The organism is Paralteromonas sediminis, from assembly GCF_003820355.1.
GTDB classification, from domain to species: Bacteria; Pseudomonadota; Gammaproteobacteria; order Enterobacterales; family Alteromonadaceae; genus Alteromonas_F; species Alteromonas_F sediminis.
Map to the genome: position 1 here is coordinate 594065 of NZ_RPOK01000001.1, position 17249 is coordinate 611313.

Annotated in this window: 16 protein-coding genes; 9 read left to right on the forward strand and 7 right to left on the reverse strand. The window is 44.2% G+C overall.

Annotated features, from left to right (window positions below):
• Nucleotides 1-825: a class I SAM-dependent methyltransferase gene (locus DRW07_RS02750; protein WP_124026347.1), complete on the reverse strand. Its 825-nt coding sequence runs from the start codon at nt 823-825 to the stop codon at nt 1-3.
• Nucleotides 826-1031: 206 nt separating this feature from the next.
• Between DRW07_RS02750 and DRW07_RS02755 the strand changes: the two genes are divergently transcribed.
• From DRW07_RS02755 to DRW07_RS02775, 5 genes are all read left to right on the forward strand, one after another.
• Nucleotides 1032-1949, forward strand: coding sequence for a Gfo/Idh/MocA family protein (locus DRW07_RS02755; protein ID WP_165870372.1), 918 nt, complete (start codon nt 1032-1034; stop codon nt 1947-1949).
• Nucleotides 1950-2027: 78 nt separating this feature from the next.
• A complete protein-coding gene (locus DRW07_RS02760) occupies nt 2028-2918 on the forward strand; it encodes a tetratricopeptide repeat protein (protein WP_124026349.1) in 891 nt (296 codons plus the stop codon).
• A complete protein-coding gene (locus DRW07_RS02765; RefSeq protein WP_240630484.1) occupies nt 2893-3579 on the forward strand; it encodes a CPBP family intramembrane glutamic endopeptidase in 687 nt (228 codons plus the stop codon). Before DRW07_RS02760 ends, DRW07_RS02765 begins: the two co-directional genes overlap by 26 nt.
• 28 nt (nt 3580-3607) lie before the next feature.
• Nucleotides 3608-4003, forward strand: a complete 396-nt coding sequence (locus DRW07_RS02770; protein ID WP_165870373.1) for an immunity 22 family protein — start codon at nt 3608-3610, stop codon at nt 4001-4003.
• 177 nt (nt 4004-4180) lie between these two features.
• The gene (locus tag DRW07_RS02775; protein WP_124026351.1) at nt 4181-4519 is read left to right on the forward strand and encodes a hypothetical protein; all 339 of its coding nucleotides are present in this window, start codon (nt 4181-4183) and stop codon (nt 4517-4519) included.
• A 28-nt stretch (nt 4520-4547) separates the two neighbouring features.
• Here the strand turns inward: DRW07_RS02775 and ggt are convergent, their stop codons facing one another.
• From ggt to DRW07_RS02795, 4 genes are all read right to left on the reverse strand, one after another.
• Nucleotides 4548-6200, reverse strand: coding sequence for a gamma-glutamyltransferase (gene ggt / locus DRW07_RS02780; protein WP_124026352.1), 1653 nt, complete (start codon nt 6198-6200; stop codon nt 4548-4550).
• A gap of 251 nt (nt 6201-6451) precedes the next feature.
• On the reverse strand, nt 6452-8005 hold the full coding sequence (gene treF, locus DRW07_RS02785) for an alpha,alpha-trehalase TreF (RefSeq protein WP_124026353.1): 1554 nt from the start codon (nt 8003-8005) through the stop codon (nt 6452-6454).
• Complete coding sequence (locus DRW07_RS02790) at nt 8002-9264, reverse strand: MFS transporter (protein ID WP_124026354.1); 1263 nt, start codon at nt 9262-9264, stop codon at nt 8002-8004. The genes treF and DRW07_RS02790 overlap by 4 nt, the downstream gene beginning before the upstream one ends.
• A 94-nt stretch (nt 9265-9358) precedes the next feature.
• Nucleotides 9359-10387 carry a LacI family DNA-binding transcriptional regulator gene (locus DRW07_RS02795; protein ID WP_124026355.1) on the reverse strand — a complete coding sequence of 343 codons (1029 nt, stop codon included), beginning with the start codon at nt 10385-10387 and terminating at the stop codon, nt 9359-9361.
• Nucleotides 10388-10602: 215 nt separating this feature from the next.
• On the opposite strand from DRW07_RS02795, the gene DRW07_RS02800 reads away from it, so the two are divergent.
• Nucleotides 10603-12873 (forward strand): TonB-dependent receptor, encoded by a 2271-nt coding sequence (locus DRW07_RS02800; protein ID WP_124026356.1) that lies wholly within the window; start codon nt 10603-10605, stop codon nt 12871-12873.
• Nucleotides 12874-13560: 687 nt separating this feature from the next.
• Nucleotides 13561-13884 carry a hypothetical protein gene (locus tag DRW07_RS02805; RefSeq protein WP_124026357.1) on the forward strand — a complete coding sequence of 108 codons (324 nt, stop codon included), beginning with the start codon at nt 13561-13563 and terminating at the stop codon, nt 13882-13884.
• Nucleotides 13885-14687: 803 nt separating this feature from the next.
• Here DRW07_RS02805 and DRW07_RS02810 read toward each other — a convergent pair.
• Both DRW07_RS02810 and DRW07_RS02815 read right to left on the reverse strand, forming a co-directional pair.
• Nucleotides 14688-15002: a DUF3301 domain-containing protein gene (locus DRW07_RS02810; protein ID WP_124026358.1), complete on the reverse strand. Its 315-nt coding sequence runs from the start codon at nt 15000-15002 to the stop codon at nt 14688-14690.
• A gap of 17 nt (nt 15003-15019) precedes the next feature.
• Nucleotides 15020-16006, reverse strand: coding sequence for a DUF3549 family protein (locus tag DRW07_RS02815; protein WP_165870374.1), 987 nt, complete (start codon nt 16004-16006; stop codon nt 15020-15022).
• Between the two features lie 46 nt (nt 16007-16052).
• Here DRW07_RS02815 and DRW07_RS02820 point away from each other — a divergent pair, with 46 nt between their 5' ends.
• Nucleotides 16053-16778, forward strand: a complete 726-nt coding sequence (locus tag DRW07_RS02820; RefSeq protein WP_124026360.1) for a pseudouridine synthase — start codon at nt 16053-16055, stop codon at nt 16776-16778.
• Between the two features lie 10 nt (nt 16779-16788).
• A complete protein-coding gene (locus DRW07_RS02825) occupies nt 16789-17238 on the forward strand; it encodes a flavodoxin domain-containing protein (protein WP_124026361.1) in 450 nt (149 codons plus the stop codon).
• Nucleotides 17239-17249 lie beyond the last annotated feature (11 nt).

Genomic DNA, 17249 nt, shown 5'->3' on the forward strand with positions numbered 1-17249 from the left:
TTAGGACGCTTTTACAAATTTAAGGGTAAAGCGGTCACTTTCACCTATTTTACGATTGCGCTCTTTTAATGCCTCGTCTTTCACGCTCAATGACGGCGGTAAAGACCACACACCATTTTCGTGGTTGGCCGGGTCGTTTGGATTGGCATTTATTTCTGATGATTCTACGAGTTTAAGTCCCGCAGCTTCAGCCATTTCAATGACCCAGCTTTGCTTGACGTAGCCAGTAAACTCTGAGTCATCGCCATCTTCAGGAAGGCGGTGCCCAACAATACCAAAGGTACCGCCTGGCTTAAGCACGTCATAAACAGATTTGAGTACGTCGCCGAACACGCCATCACGTTTCCAGCCATGAACGCTTCTAAATGACAGTACCATATCAGCCGAACCCGACTCACCTAAGCGGCTTTTGGCGGGTGGATCAAACGGTACGATGTCTATGTCGCCAAATCTTTCCTTATCGGCAATACGTTCTTTGTACGCCGCCATGGCTCGCGTAAAATACGCAGGTGCATTTTCCCTTTCCATATTAAAATGGCCGGCAATCAGCTTGCCTTCTTTGGCTACATAGGGTCCAAGGATTTCACTATACCAGCCACCACTGGGCGCCAACTCCACGATAGTCATATTGGGCTCAGCACCAAAGAAACTCAGTGTTTCATAGGGATTTCTGTACTTGTCACGTACACTTTCTTCAGCTCGCTCCTGTGCTTCGATAACGTTCTTTAGGTGCTCATTCGCCATCGCTGCCTGAGTGAGCGTCATAGTGACAAAACAGGCCCCTGCTACAATACTCGCAATGGGCTTGGTCAAGGTCTTTAACATAGTTTTTCCCTTTTGATTGTTGTTAATACGCTAACGTCTACGTTGTTCTGGCATATTTCGCTTAAAAATACACGTCGTAGAGTAACGACTGTTACCGCAAAAAGGCAATGCTATTTGACTATTTTGTGGTGTGGTCCATGCACTTATATCGAAAATATCAAAGGCTTCTGGTACTATGTCATTTTATTAACAAAGGAAAAGCCTTGATGCGCATAGCCATGATAGGACTGGGCGATATTGCTTTAAAAGCGTATTTGCCTGTAGTGACTTCTCACCCAAAGGTTACCCCTGTTTTATGCACACGAAATGCTGCTACACTGGCTGCGCTGGCGAAACAATACAGAATTCAGGAAACCTACACGGAATTGGCAGCACTCATAAAAAGTCAGCCTGATGCCGTAATGATACACAGCAGTACCGATTCACATTTCACTATTGCTATGCAGTGCCTGCAAGCGGGTATTCCCGTTTTTATCGACAAACCCATCAGCTACTATATGAATGAGTGTGAGCAGGTTATGGATGTGTCTGCGCAAAAAAATATCCCTATATTTGTGGGATTCAACCGTCGATATGCCCCTCTTTATCAACTATTGCTCAGCGTGTCTCCGATTCATATCAAGTACCAGAAAAACCGGTTTGCACTGCCGGATGAGCCCAGGGTTTTCATTTTTGATGACTTTATTCACGTGCTTGATTTTTGCATATTTGCAGGACAAACCCATGGTTGTACCCTTGATGATGATCAACTCAATGTGTTTGCTCACTCCCAGGGAGCTGAACTTGGGGTGATATCGGTTGAATGGCGCTGCAAGCATGTACTGTTTAGCGCCAGTATGAACCGATTGAACGGCGGTAATGAAGAGCGTCTGGAGTATTTTGCTGAGAATCAAAAATGGCAAATCGACAACCTGCGCGAAGGCCATGTATTGAAGAACAATACTCGTTCGCCATTGCGCTTTGGCGATTGGGACAGCACGCTGTATAAAAGAGGGTTTGTTACCATGTTTGAGCAATTCATTGCCAGTTTGGAACACGGAAAAACGAGTACAACTTATCACGATGGCATTTTACGCGTACACAGATTATGTGAGCGATTGGTGAATCAGCTCCATAAACATTAACGGTTAAAACGTGACTTTTGGCACACTAACTTAAACTATTCGCTTGCTATCTTTGGCCTTTCAACGAGAGGACAAAACATGCGATCTATTTTTTATGCCACCTTGCTGTTTGTTATTTGTGCCCATGGCGTATCTGGCGAGGTCAACGGGAATACTGCAAGTGCACTGACGCAGGCAAAAGCGGCGATGGGGACAGATCTGGACCGGGCTGAAGCACTTATTGAAAAAGCCTTGGCAGATACACCCAACGACGCAGATGTGCAATTTACTTGTGGCCGGATAATGGGTAAGCAAGCAGAAAATGCCATCTTTTCTGCATTGAGCTATGCGAAAAAGTCGTTGCGATGCCTGCAACGCGCGGTGACACTTCAACCCCACAATACTGATTATCGCAAGGCTTTAATGCACTTTTACCTTGGCGTACCCGGTATAGCTGGCGGTGACAAAGCCCTTGCCTGGCAGCAGGTAGAGCAGATTGCCACAATAGACAGTTTGCAGGGGGTGAAGGCTGAGCTCAGTTACTATCGGGAAACAGAGCAATCAAGCCAATACGAACAGTTGCTAGCAACAAGTCGCGATACGTATCCTGACCATGCAGAATTTCACTATCGGTATGGTTTGGTATTGCAACAAAAGCAGCAATACGGTGAAGCGATGGATATGTTTGAACATGCCATTAATGCGCCTGAAGATGACGATAATACTTTTGTAATGAATGCCTATTATCAAATTGGCCGCACCGCAGTTTTCTCTGAGCAGCAAGTAGACAACGGCATTAAGGCATTAAATCATTATCTAACCCAGACATTGGATTCTCGACGCTTACCAGAAAAGCACTGGGCCCACTTTCGTCTTGCACAACTGCATGATTTAGCGGGCAATGAGAGCATGAAAAAGCAACATTTCACTTTGGCGAGTGAGAGTAACGACAAGGCACTTCAACGTGAATTACGAAAACGCAATCACTAAGCGCAATACCAAGCTGGCTGCCCACATCTCATTGGTGGCGATAGTCCTTTTTGTACTCATGGAGTTACCAGTAAGGCTTTTACTGCAGCCCGATCCCTGGCTGCTTGATACCCTTCACTGGTACTTTAATCAGCCAATGCGAATGATGATAGAGCTTTCACTGGTGGTTACATTAGTTATCAGTCTGGCCTTGTTATTTCCACGCTTACTCGCATTCCCTCGAGCTCAAACTTCCTTGGTAGTGGGGTGTATGCTGGCCAGCGCCTTGCTATTTGGCGTGATGGAAGCAGGGCAGTTATTTGAGAGTTTTGACGCTGGTTGGGGGCTCTGGCTTCTATGGTTTTTCACTGGATTTTGCATTGGTGTGGGTCAGGAGCTCTTATATCGAGGTCTGCTTTATACCAGCTTAACCCGCTATATGTCAGTTGCCACTGCCGCAATCGTCACAACCCTTGCTTTTGTTATTGCACCACTTCATTCAATAAGGTTATGGCACTATGCAGAGCAGGAAGCCTACCGTGCAGTGCTGCTATTAGTTGCGATCTATCTTGGTGCAAGTGCATTTTTTCAATGGCTTCGAAACAAGACGAATAGCGTAACACCGCCCGCATTGGTCCATGGTGTGGGCAATGCCATCACCTGGGTTGCCGTTTTTGCCTAAGGCCACAGTTAATAAAGAGTGCTATGCAATGACAATGTTTACCAGACCAGACTTTCTTGAAGAAAAGTCAAAAAAAGTATCAATTTGGGCATCTACAGTCCCTCAGAGCGAGATCCCCGATGATTATTTTGCGGAATCCTATGGTGAGGATGACGACTACAGTGAGTTTTGTAAAGACTTTAACATGGGCTGGTACGATCATGATTTTGCCGAAATCGCCGATGAATACGGCGAAAATAACCTAGAAAAATTGTCACTAGCTTCATTTGGCGAGTCATTTGCAGAGGAGGCTTGCAAACAATGTGGCGATGCAATTATCGATGTATTTTTCCTTCTGTATGACATTAAATATGATCCCAGCCGCTCTGGCGTCAAAGAAAGCAAATACTTCAGGTTTATTGGCGTATTCAATTACGAAGTATGAATTTCTTAAGGTTCTGTCAGTATCTTAAGCATTGCACAAATACAACAATGTCTGGCTTGAAAACAAATAAGACAATGTAGTAGCGTAATTAGAGCATAAATTATGCGTTCAGGTAATTGCGCTCTCGCTTATTCAAAAGCATTCAATAACCCATTGTCATTAAACAAAGGACGTTTTATGAAAACCCTATCAGCAACCATTAGCTCCAAATCCTTACAATCATTAACGGTATTGATTGGGATTATCTTTTATGCCGCGGCATGGTACGTGTACCAATCAACATCCAACACCACAGAATACCTCTTTAGATTGCAAGATATTCACATTGAGTCCTTTGCTTCTCAGGGGATGGACCCAAATCAGGTTATACTGAACGGAGAAACGCTTCGTGACATTGCAAGCAAATACACGCAGGGCAGCCTATTCGGTACAATTGGAATGGCCATTGCCGGCAGCCTTTTTCTTCTACTGGCTTTTGTGTTGTCGGCGTTCAAAGTAAGAATAGGCTCAGAGTAAAACTCGACCCCCGATATCCATAGGGCCTTTAAAAAACGATAGATTTGCCCCGGCCACTGGCCTCTGACGCAGCTTCCAGTTTGCCATTGCGATTAATGACCATGTGCAGATCGCCAAATCGGCGTTCCTGCATGGTATACCCGAGCGCTTTTAGTTTTTCTATAACTGACTCTGATAAATTGGGGTGATAGCGAATGGTGTCTTTGGGCCATAATTGATGATGAAAACGCGGGGTATTAACGGCCTGTTCTGCTGTCATATCAAACTCGATCGCATTGAGAATAGACTGATAGACCGAGGTGATAATGGTGGTACCACCGGGTGAGCCTGTGACCAGTTTAACGTTATTGTCTTTCAGCAAAATAGTTGGGCTCATAGACGACAGCATGCGTTTTTGCGGTTGAATTTCGTTGGCTTTACCGCCGTATGCGCCGAATACATTAGCAACACCGGGTTTGGCACTGAAATCATCCATTTCGTCATTGAGAATAAAACCCGCGCCCTCAACCACCATGCCACTGCCGAAGCCAAGGTTAATTGTTGTGGTGTTAGACACGGCGTTACCCTGTTTATCAACAATAGAGAAATGTGTGGTTTCCTCACTTTCATACAAACCGGGGTCAATCTCATCTGTGATTGAAATGGCCGTTTTATTGATTTGTGCTGCCCGCTGACTGATGTACGCATCGGCAATCAAATCCTGGACCGGCACCGGATAAAAATCTGGATCACCCAAATAGGCGGCCCGGTCAGCGAATACGCGTTTGCCGATTTCAGCAAGCAAATGGACATAGTCTGCTGAATTGTGCCCCATTGTCTTATAACTTGAGCGCACTTGTTCGTATATTTTCAACCACTGCAAAACAGCAATGCCGCCAGAGCTGGGCGGTGGTGCAGTAAGCACTTCGTATTGCTGCCATTTATCCCGAATAGGCTGGCGAGATTTTGCCTGATACATTGCTAAATCCTGATGACTGATCAGTCCATTGTGCTTGCTCATAAAAGCGACGATTTGATCAGCAGTTTCCCCTTTGTAAAAGCCATCAGGCCCTCTATCTCGAATTCTTTTTAAGGTTGCGGCAAGTTCAGGTTGTTTAAACAAGGTGTCGGCTTTTGCATCGGCAAAATAGTCTGCAAAATTCACGTTAATCTCACGTGCTTTCATGCGCTGAATAAAACCTGCCACCGATCTTCCCAGCTTGGGATGAACAATAAACCCGTTTTCTGCCAAATCTACAGCTGGCTGAACCAGATCGTTCCAGGCCAGTGAGCCATGTTTCTGATGCGCCAACCACATGCCAGAAACAGTACCCGGTACGCCAGAAGCAAGTATGCCGTATACCGACAATCCACGGATCACATCACCGTTTTCGTCCAGATACATGTCTCGATGGGCAGTGAGAGGCGCTTTTTCTCGATAATCAATGAAATCAGTCGTGTCACCCTTTTTCACTAGCATGAATCCACCCCCGCCAATATTACCCGCCTCGGGCAAGGTTACCGCCAGTACGAATTGCGCGGTGATTGCGGCGTCAATGGCATTGCCCCCTTTTTCCAGAATGGCTTTTGCTGCATCCGCACTATAAGCATCGGGCATAGCAACGGCGGCTTGCTCGGAGGCATAAGTAGTGAAATTAATCACTAGACCAAGCAGTAATATGCCTAACAGGGACTTTTTCATGATGGTCGTAATCCTTGGGACAATCTCTAGATGCCATAGAGTCTAATGAAATAAACGAGGCAAAGCCACTGCCCTAAAAACAGTGCACTAAACGCGATTTTTATAGCGAAGGGTGATGAAACGGTTCAGACTTACACTTATACATTCTTCTTGCAGGCAGAGTTAAACCGGTATAGTTTTTAGAAGGCAAAGGCCGGTCAGCGAGCGAAAAATTGGTTCAATGGCGTAGTTTCCGCAGCTGCAATTCTTAATTAGGCTTTGCGTCGCTTTTTACGCAGGGCCATTGTTACTCCATTGGTCCAGCCAAACCCGTGCTGAACATCATATTCACCCCCATAGGCGAACTGTAATGGGTTGTTTAAGTTATACTTTTCCATCAAGCAGCGGTGGCGCTTGTAGAAGTCTTCAACCATGCCGCACCAACTTGATGCGACATGGTTGGCGTCGTCAACGAAACCATAGTTAGACAGTCCTTCAAATGCAAACCATTGTAGTGGTGCCCAGCCATTGGCATGGTCCCACTGTTGTTCGCTTTGCATATTCGTAGTGTGAACACCGCATTGTCCAATCAGCGACAGCTTTGCTTTGGCCACTGTCCGAGCGGCTTGCTCGTGGGTCGCTAGTGAAGCGTAAAGAGGTAAAAAACACGCTGCACTTAATACATCAGTATGACGTTGTTTAACAAAATTATAATCATAAAATGTGCCTGACTCGTCATTCCAAAAAACCGAAAGAATCGCTGTTTTTCTGGACTTAGCAGCTTGTTTAAACTTTACCATCTCGCCAGCATTATTGGTTTCTTTATAAAGCTCCGCCAGTTTAGTTTCCAATAAATAGAGCAAACAATTTAAATCTACGGGAAGTAATGATGTGGTATTGATACTGGTGAGAGAGTTTGCAGACTCCAGCCAACGGGAACTAAAGTCCCACCCAGACTCACAGGCGGCACGGAGGTTACGCCAAAAAGCGGCTTTATCTTTTACGTTATTGGCATGTTCGACATCTTCAAAATAGGACTCTGGTCGCGGTGTATCATTTTCATCCCAGTATCTATTTAATACAGTGCCGTCAGCCAAGCGAACAGTCCGCTTGGTTGCGTTCTTTTCCGGCGATAAGCTGTCATGACCTTGCATCCAAAAATCATATTCATTTCTAAGCCCGACAATTGAGCGTTCAATGAAATTATTTCGGTCGTTGCCCCTCAGCAATGTTGGCGTAGAAAGAATAAGTTCAACCAATAGGGCCAGAACAGGAGGCTGGGAGCGACCTATGTAATAGGTACGATTACCATTGGGTATCGAGTGAACAGTTTGCTGTAAATAAAAGAAGTTATCGACCATGTTTACGACTAATTGCATCTGCTCGGAATCGACGAGTCCTAATGCCGTAAAAAAGCTGTCCCAATAATAAATTTCACGAAATCGCCCGCCCGGAATAATGTATGGGTGGGGTAGTGCCAGTAAGCTAGTTTCATTGGCTTGTTCGCTAGGTTGACGTGTAAGACTGGACCACAAACATTCAATGTAATCGGTGAGTTCAAGATTACCTGTTTTAATGTATTTGGATTCAGTGTAGGAGGCATCGGGCATTGAAAAATGATTTTCAACAAAAGTATTTAAAGAAAAGCCCTCTTTCGATTTCTCGTTTTCATAGGCGAGTAAAATATGGGTAATCGATGATTTTGGGCTAGCATCTGCAAACGTTTTACTGTCAGGAAATACGCGTGCCATTTGTACGTCGTGAAAGAGTGTTGAATTGAAAAATTGCTGCGCTTGGCTTTGTACATTTTGATGGTTTTCGGTCATGAATTTGCCTCGACATCAGCACTTGAGGATACGTCTGAATGCGCGCTCCAACGTTTTAGAAAAATGAGTGCGGTAGTGATACCTACTATTGGTAAGAGAAGCATGTAAAAAGCTTGTTGCCCACCGATTAATTCAAACAGGGTACCGGTTATGAGTGAGCCAGACGTCCCTCCTAATGCAGAGAAAACTACAATCAATCCCGTCATGGCAGATTGATTTTGCGTCGGAAGACTGCTCAGTACCACTGAGTTTAGTACGGGATAAATTGGCGCCATGAATGCGCCGATAAGAGGAAACAAAAAGGCTATAAATGGGAGTTGGATGACTGAATTTATGTTTGCCGTATCAATTTTGTCGGCCAATGGCAGACTTACTAGTATCAAAGCGGCCATACCCAAAAGACAAGTCAGCATAAACGGAAACCAAGATAAGAAGCGTAAGACTTGTCCTGCGCCTAAACGACCGAGCGCAAGTGCCAATGCAAATACGCTAGTAAGTTGAACGCTAATATCGGCAGGCAGTGCTAATACCTCATTGTTGAACGTAGGTAACCAAGTACCAATACCTTGCTCAACCAATACATACATAAATATTGAAATAATAAAGACCAACACCATTGGCTTGTATGCCAGTTTTAGCATAGCGATAAAGTCATCACTTACTTGACTATCACCATCGTTTTTTTTATTCGGTGTTGATATTGGGCTGATAAATACGAGCAGTATTGTTCCCAATAGCAAAACTGCAAGCCCCCAATAGGCGTTCAACCAGCTTAAACTTGCACTATTTTGTGCATCAATAAAATAAGCAAAATACCAGTATCCCGCCAACACGCCGAGCATAAAAATGCCCTCAATTGTGTTGAGTAGCGCAGAGTGTTCATTTGTACTTTTGGTGAGCATTCCAACAATTGAGTACACAGAAATTTTTACAAGAGCAAATGCGCTGCCGACGAGAGCAAACAATATCTTGATAGACCAAAACGCTGGAACGGCAGGCACCAGTATGCAACCGATTAAGCTGAGTACTAAACCGATAATCAATGCTATTTTGTATCCCATTCGCGGTATGAACGACGCAATAAAAAAGGACACAAATGCTATGGGAAGATCTTTAAATCCCTCAAGCACGCTGGCTTCTGGCTTGGAAATATTGAAACTGCCAATAGACTGAAGAATTACAGTCCCTACGCTGTTGAGTAGGATCGCAAAGGCAAAATAACACGCAGTAATAGCAGCAATAATTAATAAGCGATGCATAATAACGCTCTGTTAACATTTTACAGTAGTCTACTTGAGCATTTTAATTGTTGCAATCGTTTGCAATATTTTTTAATTTTTGCTACTTAAGCAGTTAAGTGCGCGTTGGATCGGAAGAGTGACGAATCTTCAACTCTATGCCTACGGCATGTGATTGGCCAGGTTCTCCGTTGAGTTGACGAAGCAATTCGGTCACCATTATTTCTGCTGCAAGCTTAGTATTTTGTTTGATGGAAGAGAGAGCAGGGTGCGACATTTCTGCCATCGGAATGTCGTCGAAGCCAATAATAGCTACATCGACAGGGATATTCACATATCTCTCTTTAAGCGCTTTCATCGCGCCTAATGCAACCATGTCACTACAGGCAAAAATGCCGTCAAAGTTCAAACCGTTGGTTTTAACACTTTGGTTGATACAGTCGTAACCAGCTTGATAGGTGAGATCTGTAGACATAACCAAGGAATCATCTAAAGGAATATTGTGGGCAGCGAGTGCGTCACAGTACCCTTTGTAGCGCTCGCCCATTTCGGCGTGTTCCAAATCTCCAAGAAACACGGGGCGTGTATGACCTAGTTTTATGAGATGTTCAGTTGCTTGTTTGGCGCCGAGTCTATTTTCACTTCCCACTACTGTATATTTCGCAGATGCGTGGGGATCTCCCCACACAACGATAGGGGCGCCTGCCTCTGCCGCAGCAATCATTTTTGTGTCGGACTTTGCTTGGCCAACCACTATTAAACCATCAGCGCGACTACTTTTGATAAAGTATTGTGTCCAGTCGTCTTTAGCCATAAACGAATTAGAAAGCAGCAGCTCGTAATTGCGTTCATTCAGCGCTTGGTTTAAATCACCAACTACTTTAAGTAAAAATGGGTCGTTTATGCTTTGTTCGGTATGTTCTGTCAGATTTAAAATTACTGCAATGACATGGGTGCGCTGAGTACGCAGTCTGCTGGCGGCTGCGTTCAGACTAAAGTTGTGTTCTAGCGCTAACGCCTGAATTCGCTCTCTGGTTTGCTGTTTTATAATTGGGTTTCCGCGCAATGCTCTAGATGCAGTGGAAGTAGAAACTCCAGCCAACTTGGCTAAATCAGACAGTGTGAATCGAGAATTGTTTTGCACAATAACCTGCTTTTTTCTTCAACTATAACGAAAACTGGTTGCCGACCTCAAGGATGAGTTTATACCTTCCGTTTACAATATTTTTGCAAACGTTTGCAAAAAGTCTTTGCAAACGTTTGTATTTTGACATAGTTTTAACATTATCGTGAGGGCGAGCTCATTTTTCGTCCTTTGTTTAACACTAAAAAGATGAATTTAAAAATAGGATTGCAAGCATGAAAGCCCGATACTCAGCGATAACTCTTGCCCTGTGCAGCGCACTCGGAGTGCACTCTTACGTCTATGCTCAGGAAACCAACGAATCATTTGATAATGACCAAGTAGAAAAAATAGTTGTTACGGGTGTGCCAAGCGGTACATCTCAGCGCAAGGTCGATACTAGCTATGCAATTACTGCATTGTCTGACGTTGACATTGAGCGTCTTGCACCGAAAAGCACTGCCGATATATTTAAAGCGATACCAGGTGTTTGGTCTGAGGCTTCTGGCGGTGTTGCTGGTGCAAACGTCTTTGTACGCGGTTTCCCAGGTACGGGTGACGCACCCTATCTAACGGTGGCAATTCAAGGTGTTCCTATTTTCACTCCACCAACTTTGAGCTTCTTAGAAAATGCATCTTTGTTTCGTATGGATGAAACCATCGCGTTTATGGACGCATTACGCGGCGGTCCTGCTTCGGTATTGTCAAACGGGCAGCCGGGTCTGACGACAAACTTCAACTTGAAAGAGGGCAGCGAAATCACTGAAGGCTTAGTGAAATACTCAACCTCTGATTACAGCTTACAGCGATTTGACGGCGTTGTTAGTGGTGAACTGGCTGATGACTTGTATTTCATGGCAGGTGGTTACATTTCAAGATCACCTGGTATCCGTGACACTGGATTTGATACTGAGAATGGTCAACAGTTTACAGTTAACATCACTAAAGAATTAGATAATGGTAAATTCTCAATTTTCCATCGAATGACCGACGATCATGGTGTTTGGTATCTGCCAGGTGCACTAAATGTTGAAGGTGTTGACAATGATTATGTGCAACTTGGCACTTTAAACCGTCAGGCAACTATTCAGGTTGGGGCAAATGGTGACTTGCGAACAATCGATATAGGCGAAGGTCGTGGCTTTAAAGGGTCGATGACTGGCGGTAACCTCGAATTAGACTTGGGCAACGACTGGACCTTGGTTGACAAGTTTGGTTACACCGAGGGCAATGCAAATACGTTTGGTTTAGTGCCTGAAGGTGGCGCAGTTGCGCTTTCAATGGTGGCTGATAATGGGGCTTCAGCGACGGGGGCGGTAACGGGCACTGTTTACAATGGAGACACTGCTGTTCAGCAATTTGGTCGCTGGGTAGTTGAAAAGCAAATTGAGTCCTTTACTAATGACCTTGCATTAACCAAATCATTGAGCGATTTAAATATCACATTCGGTTATTTCACAAGTTCATTTTCTGCCGACGATCAATGGTCGTTGGGGAATCAGGCGTACTATGTGGTTGAGAGTGGTGGTGAGCTGCTGACTGGAATTGATTGCAACGACAATCAGGACAGCTGTGCATGGAATTACGACATTGACAGCACTGGAGATGCCTCTACAGATGCCTTCTACCTAGCCGCCGACTATCAACTAAACGAAGAAGTGCGTATCGATGTGGGTATTCGTCGTGAAAACCACGAAGTTGAATATACAGTGGACGAAGGGGGGGATGGTGTTGTCACTAAAGCCGTTCAATATGATGAGTCTGACGTAGCTTGGACCGCAGGTATAAACTGGCAGTTTGAAAAAAATATGGGGGTATTTGCCAGAGCCAGTGAAGGTTCAAGAATGCCGCAGTTCGATGACTTTCGCGATAATTTTGGTGCGTTCAGTAGTGGTGAAGACTTAATTACCGACATCACCCAGTATGAGGCCGGTTTTAAAATGGCTGAGTCTGATTACAGCCTTTATGCCACTGCGTTTTTCAACGAGGTTGAAGGAAACTTATTTGTACCGCGGCCAGGTGCCCCGGCAGAGGTGACTACCAATGAGGCTTATGGTGTCGAAATTGACGGTACGTATTACGCAGATAATGGGTTCTCGATAACACTAAACGCCACTATTCAGGAAACAGAAATTACCGCCGGCGCTCCCATAAACGAAATATCTGTAGTGGGTAACGAAACGATTCGTCAGCCAGGTTGGCAAGTTCGTCTTACACCAAGTTATGATTTTTCGATGGTTGATATGGAAGCCACGGCCTACGCTGTATTGCACGCCGTTGACGACCGATTTGGCGATAACTTAAATACCAACTCTCTTGAAGGTTACGAGCAAATTGATTTTGGGTTAAATGTTTATGTTACGCCAGAGCTGGAAATTCAATTCAATATTCAGAATCTGACTGATGAAGACGGATTGACAGAGGGCGACCCCCGAAATCCCGCAGCCCCCAACGGTCGTTTCATTTTGCCTAGAAACGCAACAGTGAGTGTGAGTTACGCATTCTAAACTGCTCTACACTTAAGCAAAAAGCGCCTCTCAGGACACTGTTAAGGCGCTTTTTCATTCATAACAGCGAAGCGACCATTACGAATTTCTATGCAAAAAAGATGTTGCAGGGACTCTAAGAGCGATGGCTGCTAGCATGCTCAGTATTCTATGACAACATACCATTTAATATTGTATATCGGCTAACCACTACAGCGATGTTAGTTTGGCTCTTATGCTTGTTGTGTACAATAAAGAGCCTAAGTATCAATAAAAACAAATCTACAGCTTGAATTTGTATTCTTGTCAAGCAATGGTGTCTTATCATTCTTTGTTCTGCACAACACTGTTTACGATCTGCGGCAGCAATACTTAGTGCTTTCTGTCGAAGTTGTATAGCGCACTATTGCAAATGGAATAGGTCACCTTCAGCCATAAATAAGTGCGACTTTTTTGATGTGGTGGATTTGTTGTCGACTGTTTCAAACAAATTGGCGTGGATGTCTAGGTTATTTGGGGCCCATACTAGCTGGTGCTTTTCTAATCAACAGCTAGTGGCTTTAAGACTTGTTAAATGGGTGGAACTATCGATTTCGTGTTCTATTTTATTTGTTGGTAAAAATGTTTAATATTTTTTGAACTCTGGCCGTATTATCAGATATAGGTAAAACAACTTGCAAATATCGCTTCGTTAGATATGGATGTGTTATGAAGGTCTTTTTGACATCTGGTTTGGTTACTGGTTTGTTGGTGTTGTTAACTATGCTTATTCATTTGACTATGTTCAAAGGAGTAAAGGTCGGTACAGTAGAAGGGAAAGTAGTATCAATAGAAAGCGCCCTTATTATAACTCGTAAGTACTCGCAACGTGGTCTCGTGAATTATGCAAATGTCACTATTGATGAGCAAGAAGCAATACCAATAGAAGTTTATTGTATTTCTATTTGCAACAAAGATGATGTCATTAAGGTTGATATTTATAGCCCATTATTTGGTGGGGATTTGAATTTCGTTTATGAAAAAGGCTCATAATGATGAAGAAAGATAAGTCGCTGCTAATTATGGTACTGAGGGTTTTCAGTCTTGAAAAGATACAATAGTCTGTAGTGGTTTGCTTTAACCAAACACCAAGTTGGTGGACAAAAATGTACATGAACAAACCTAGAAGAAGACACAAGTGATCTAGTTATTAGTAAGCGCCAAACTGATAAAGATTGAAGCCAATACGAGCCCGTGACTGAGATTCTCATTTCGAATGAAAAAAGACACTTTCACACAGCCTTTCCCAAATGCCCCACCTTCTTGTAAGAAATCTCTTACATTGATGTAGGAATATGCGTGAATTTAGCATTATCACTTTCCTCACATTTTAAACTAACCCTATGTAATTTATAGAAAATAATATTGAGATGACAATGTTGTCATCGTAAATTCACAGAAGTGAAACTATTTGGTACAAACAAACAGGCTTATTTCCATTATTATTTATTTCGTCACAAGGAAACACGACTTGTCAGGAAGACGGCACGGAGCATGTGGACAAGATCAATGATGATCTCTCTTCTAGGAGAAGAGTAAAGGGATGGGATGGCACAAGGAGTGGCATAAGGACACGTTAAGGAAGATAAGAGCAGGGTTATGGATGCCTTGTTTAGGTAGGAATGAAGGAAGGGATCTGCTCAGGACGAGTAGCTCATATACGGAATGTATGAGATGAGAAGGAAAGGGCGTCAAAGGATTTGTATCTGGAAGATCAAGCTGCAAAGGAAAGCAGAGAAGGAATCTCAAAATTCTCAGGAAAGCGGTGGCATTGCCACCGCTTTTTTGGTTTATAACTATTCCACATTAAAGGTTCGGTAAGGTGGCACATCAACTTTAACGGCAAAGTGATTCTTCATATACAGCGTGCCCAAATACTTGTCTTCTTTATTGCCTGAAAATTCAAATTCAAAGGTCGCGTTCCAGCCGGGTTTACCTGAAACCATGCCGAGTTGCATCGTCTGGCGAGAAATGCTCAATAATTGAAGGTCGTGATGCTGGCAATAGGCTGAAATATGGCGCTTTGCAGCTTCAGCCATACCTCTTCTTATCCAGAACAGCCAGGAAAAAAACAATACTAAAAATAGAATTAATAACTGGGTTAACGACATAGACTAAAATCTCAACGCTATCGTATTAATTGCAGGACATGTGGTCTGATAGCCGGTAAGCGCACCAGATCTTCGTAGAAACCTTTGATTATCTCGCCGTCTGCATTTTCTGATTCGTCCAGCTCGTGACAACGCTGAAAAAATAGCGACAATAACGCTGGACTCAACGAGGTACCATATCGCCCTGCAATAACGCTTAACAGGCTCAATGTTGATGATCTTGGGTCACTTAGCAATAAAGCAAGTAAGGCCGAGACATTGATTGACGTGTTGGGGTTATGCAATGCCAGTAGCAATCGCGTTTGCATCTCTGCATTCTGGCTTTGTTTTATCTGCTGGATGAAAAACTGCTCGGTCTCGTCTGGCAGTGGAATATTTTCTAGCGCACAGAGCAACACATTTAAAAAAGCAGGAGCTAGTTGCGACCAATTTTGTTCCAGATTTTTAAACACCTTTGAATTGTCGGTAAGTTGATAGACGGCATAATGCACCTCTTGCATGCTGATGTTACGCCAGTCAACGGTTCCCGGCGCATTGATATAAGCGAAAGTCTTGATGCTGTCTTGCTGGGATAGCTGATTTAAATCTGCTTTGACCTTGGCTGTTAGCTGCGCCCTTAAAGTTTCTGCGGGTGTAAAGATATACGGGTTGTCCGGTAACCCTTTTTCCATCGAAGGGTCTTGCTGCAATGCGTCTACAATTGTGCGCAAGAAGTGGGTACGCGCGGCATTAACAATTTTACTCTGTTCATCAACAGGCAAGCGTAAAAACCAGATATACTGTCGAGACGCATTTAAGTTAACAGCGTGAGCCGCTTGCCAGAAAACCAGCGCATACCACCCTTGTTGTTGCCTGGGGCTTGGGGTGGGAAACTCTCCGTTTTCCAATTGCAGAAAGGTTTGTGACGGAATAGGCTGTATGCCTCTGCCTACATCATAAATGCGAAAGTCGGTGCCTGCGTGTAATAAGAATTCACAGATAGAATCAATGGAGTTTTCTGACATAGCTGACAAATTACATGACAATAAAACGAAAAGGGTATTGTAGCACGTGAACAACCAACCATTGTCCATTCTTTACCAGGATGATTGCGTGATCGCCATTAACAAACCGTCAGGGTTACTGGTTCACAGAAGCCCGTTAGACAAGCGTGCACAGCATTTTGCGGTTCAACAATTACGAGACCAGGTGGGAAGACATGTTTATCCAGTGCATAGGCTCGACAGGCCGACATCGGGTGTGCTTTTGTTTGCATTTTCCCCAGATACGGTTGCTCTGTTACAGAAAAATTGGGACCGTGGTGTGCAAAAGCGCTATCAGGCATTGGTGCGAGGCTGGGTAAAAGGGGCTGGGATCATCGACTATCCACTGCGTTACGAACCCGACAAAATAGCAGAAAAGCACAAACGCGAGGACAATGTGCAGCAGGCTATGTCTTACTACCAGTCGATACAACATTATCAAGCTCCTTATCCGGTAGGACGTTACAAAACAGGGCGATACAGCTTGGTTGAACTTGGGCTTTATACGGGGCGAAAACACCAGTTACGCAGACACATGGCGCATATTCGCCACCCCATTGTTGGCGATACCACCCATGGTGACGGTAAACAAAATGCCTTTATGCGCGCACAGTTTGGCTGTGAGCACCTGGCGCTGAGTTGTATCTCAATTCAGTTTGTGCACCCTAAAACCGGGCGCACAGTTATGGTATCCTCTCCGCGTTCTGAGAACTTTGAATCCTGCTTAACGCAGTTGGCACAATTTTCACTATAAGGGTCGTTCGATGGCTGAAGTCAGCATTTTTTATGGTTCTGTTTACGGTAATGCTCAACAAGTGGCAGAAGATGTTGCGTCACATTTAAGTGACAAGGGGATAGCGGCGAAAGTCGTTGAGGAGCCTGACGTTGATGCGCTCAAAAACGCCGAAGCGGTGCTTGTTGTTACCTCTACGACAGGGCAGGGCGATGTGCCACCTAATCTTGAATGGTGGGTGGATGATCTAAAGAGTACTTTTCCTTTGCTCAACCAAAAGCCATTTGCGGTTGCTGCATTGGGTGATAGCAGTTATGGCGACACTTATTGTGGTGGTGGCAAACAGGTATTTGCATTACTGGAAGAGTTGCAGGGGCAACCGATTGCGCCAATGTTAGAGGTGGATGCCATTGAAACGCTTGAGCCTGAGGCTGAAGTTATTGCATGGGTAGACAGTATTCTGGATAAACTGGCATCGTAAGATGCCAGTTA

Coding starts and splice junctions, on each gene's coding strand:
- DRW07_RS02750 (WP_124026347.1), bottom strand. CDS start 825: ATGTTAAAGACCTTGACCAAGCCCATTGCGAGTATTGTAGCAGGGGCC.
- DRW07_RS02755 (WP_165870372.1), top strand. CDS start 1,032: ATGCGCATAGCCATGATAGGACTGGGCGATATTGCTTTAAAAGCGTAT.
- DRW07_RS02760 (WP_124026349.1), top strand. CDS start 2,028: ATGCGATCTATTTTTTATGCCACCTTGCTGTTTGTTATTTGTGCCCAT.
- DRW07_RS02770 (WP_165870373.1), top strand. CDS start 3,608: ATGACAATGTTTACCAGACCAGACTTTCTTGAAGAAAAGTCAAAAAAA.
- DRW07_RS02775 (WP_124026351.1), top strand. CDS start 4,181: ATGAAAACCCTATCAGCAACCATTAGCTCCAAATCCTTACAATCATTA.
- ggt (WP_124026352.1), bottom strand. CDS start 6,200: ATGAAAAAGTCCCTGTTAGGCATATTACTGCTTGGTCTAGTGATTAAT.
- treF (WP_124026353.1), bottom strand. CDS start 8,005: ATGACCGAAAACCATCAAAATGTACAAAGCCAAGCGCAGCAATTTTTC.
- DRW07_RS02790 (WP_124026354.1), bottom strand. CDS start 9,264: ATGCATCGCTTATTAATTATTGCTGCTATTACTGCGTGTTATTTTGCC.
- DRW07_RS02800 (WP_124026356.1), top strand. CDS start 10,603: ATGAAAGCCCGATACTCAGCGATAACTCTTGCCCTGTGCAGCGCACTC.
- DRW07_RS02805 (WP_124026357.1), top strand. CDS start 13,561: ATGAAGGTCTTTTTGACATCTGGTTTGGTTACTGGTTTGTTGGTGTTG.
- DRW07_RS02810 (WP_124026358.1), bottom strand. CDS start 15,002: ATGTCGTTAACCCAGTTATTAATTCTATTTTTAGTATTGTTTTTTTCC.
- DRW07_RS02815 (WP_165870374.1), bottom strand. CDS start 16,006: ATGTCAGAAAACTCCATTGATTCTATCTGTGAATTCTTATTACACGCA.
- DRW07_RS02825 (WP_124026361.1), top strand. CDS start 16,789: ATGGCTGAAGTCAGCATTTTTTATGGTTCTGTTTACGGTAATGCTCAA.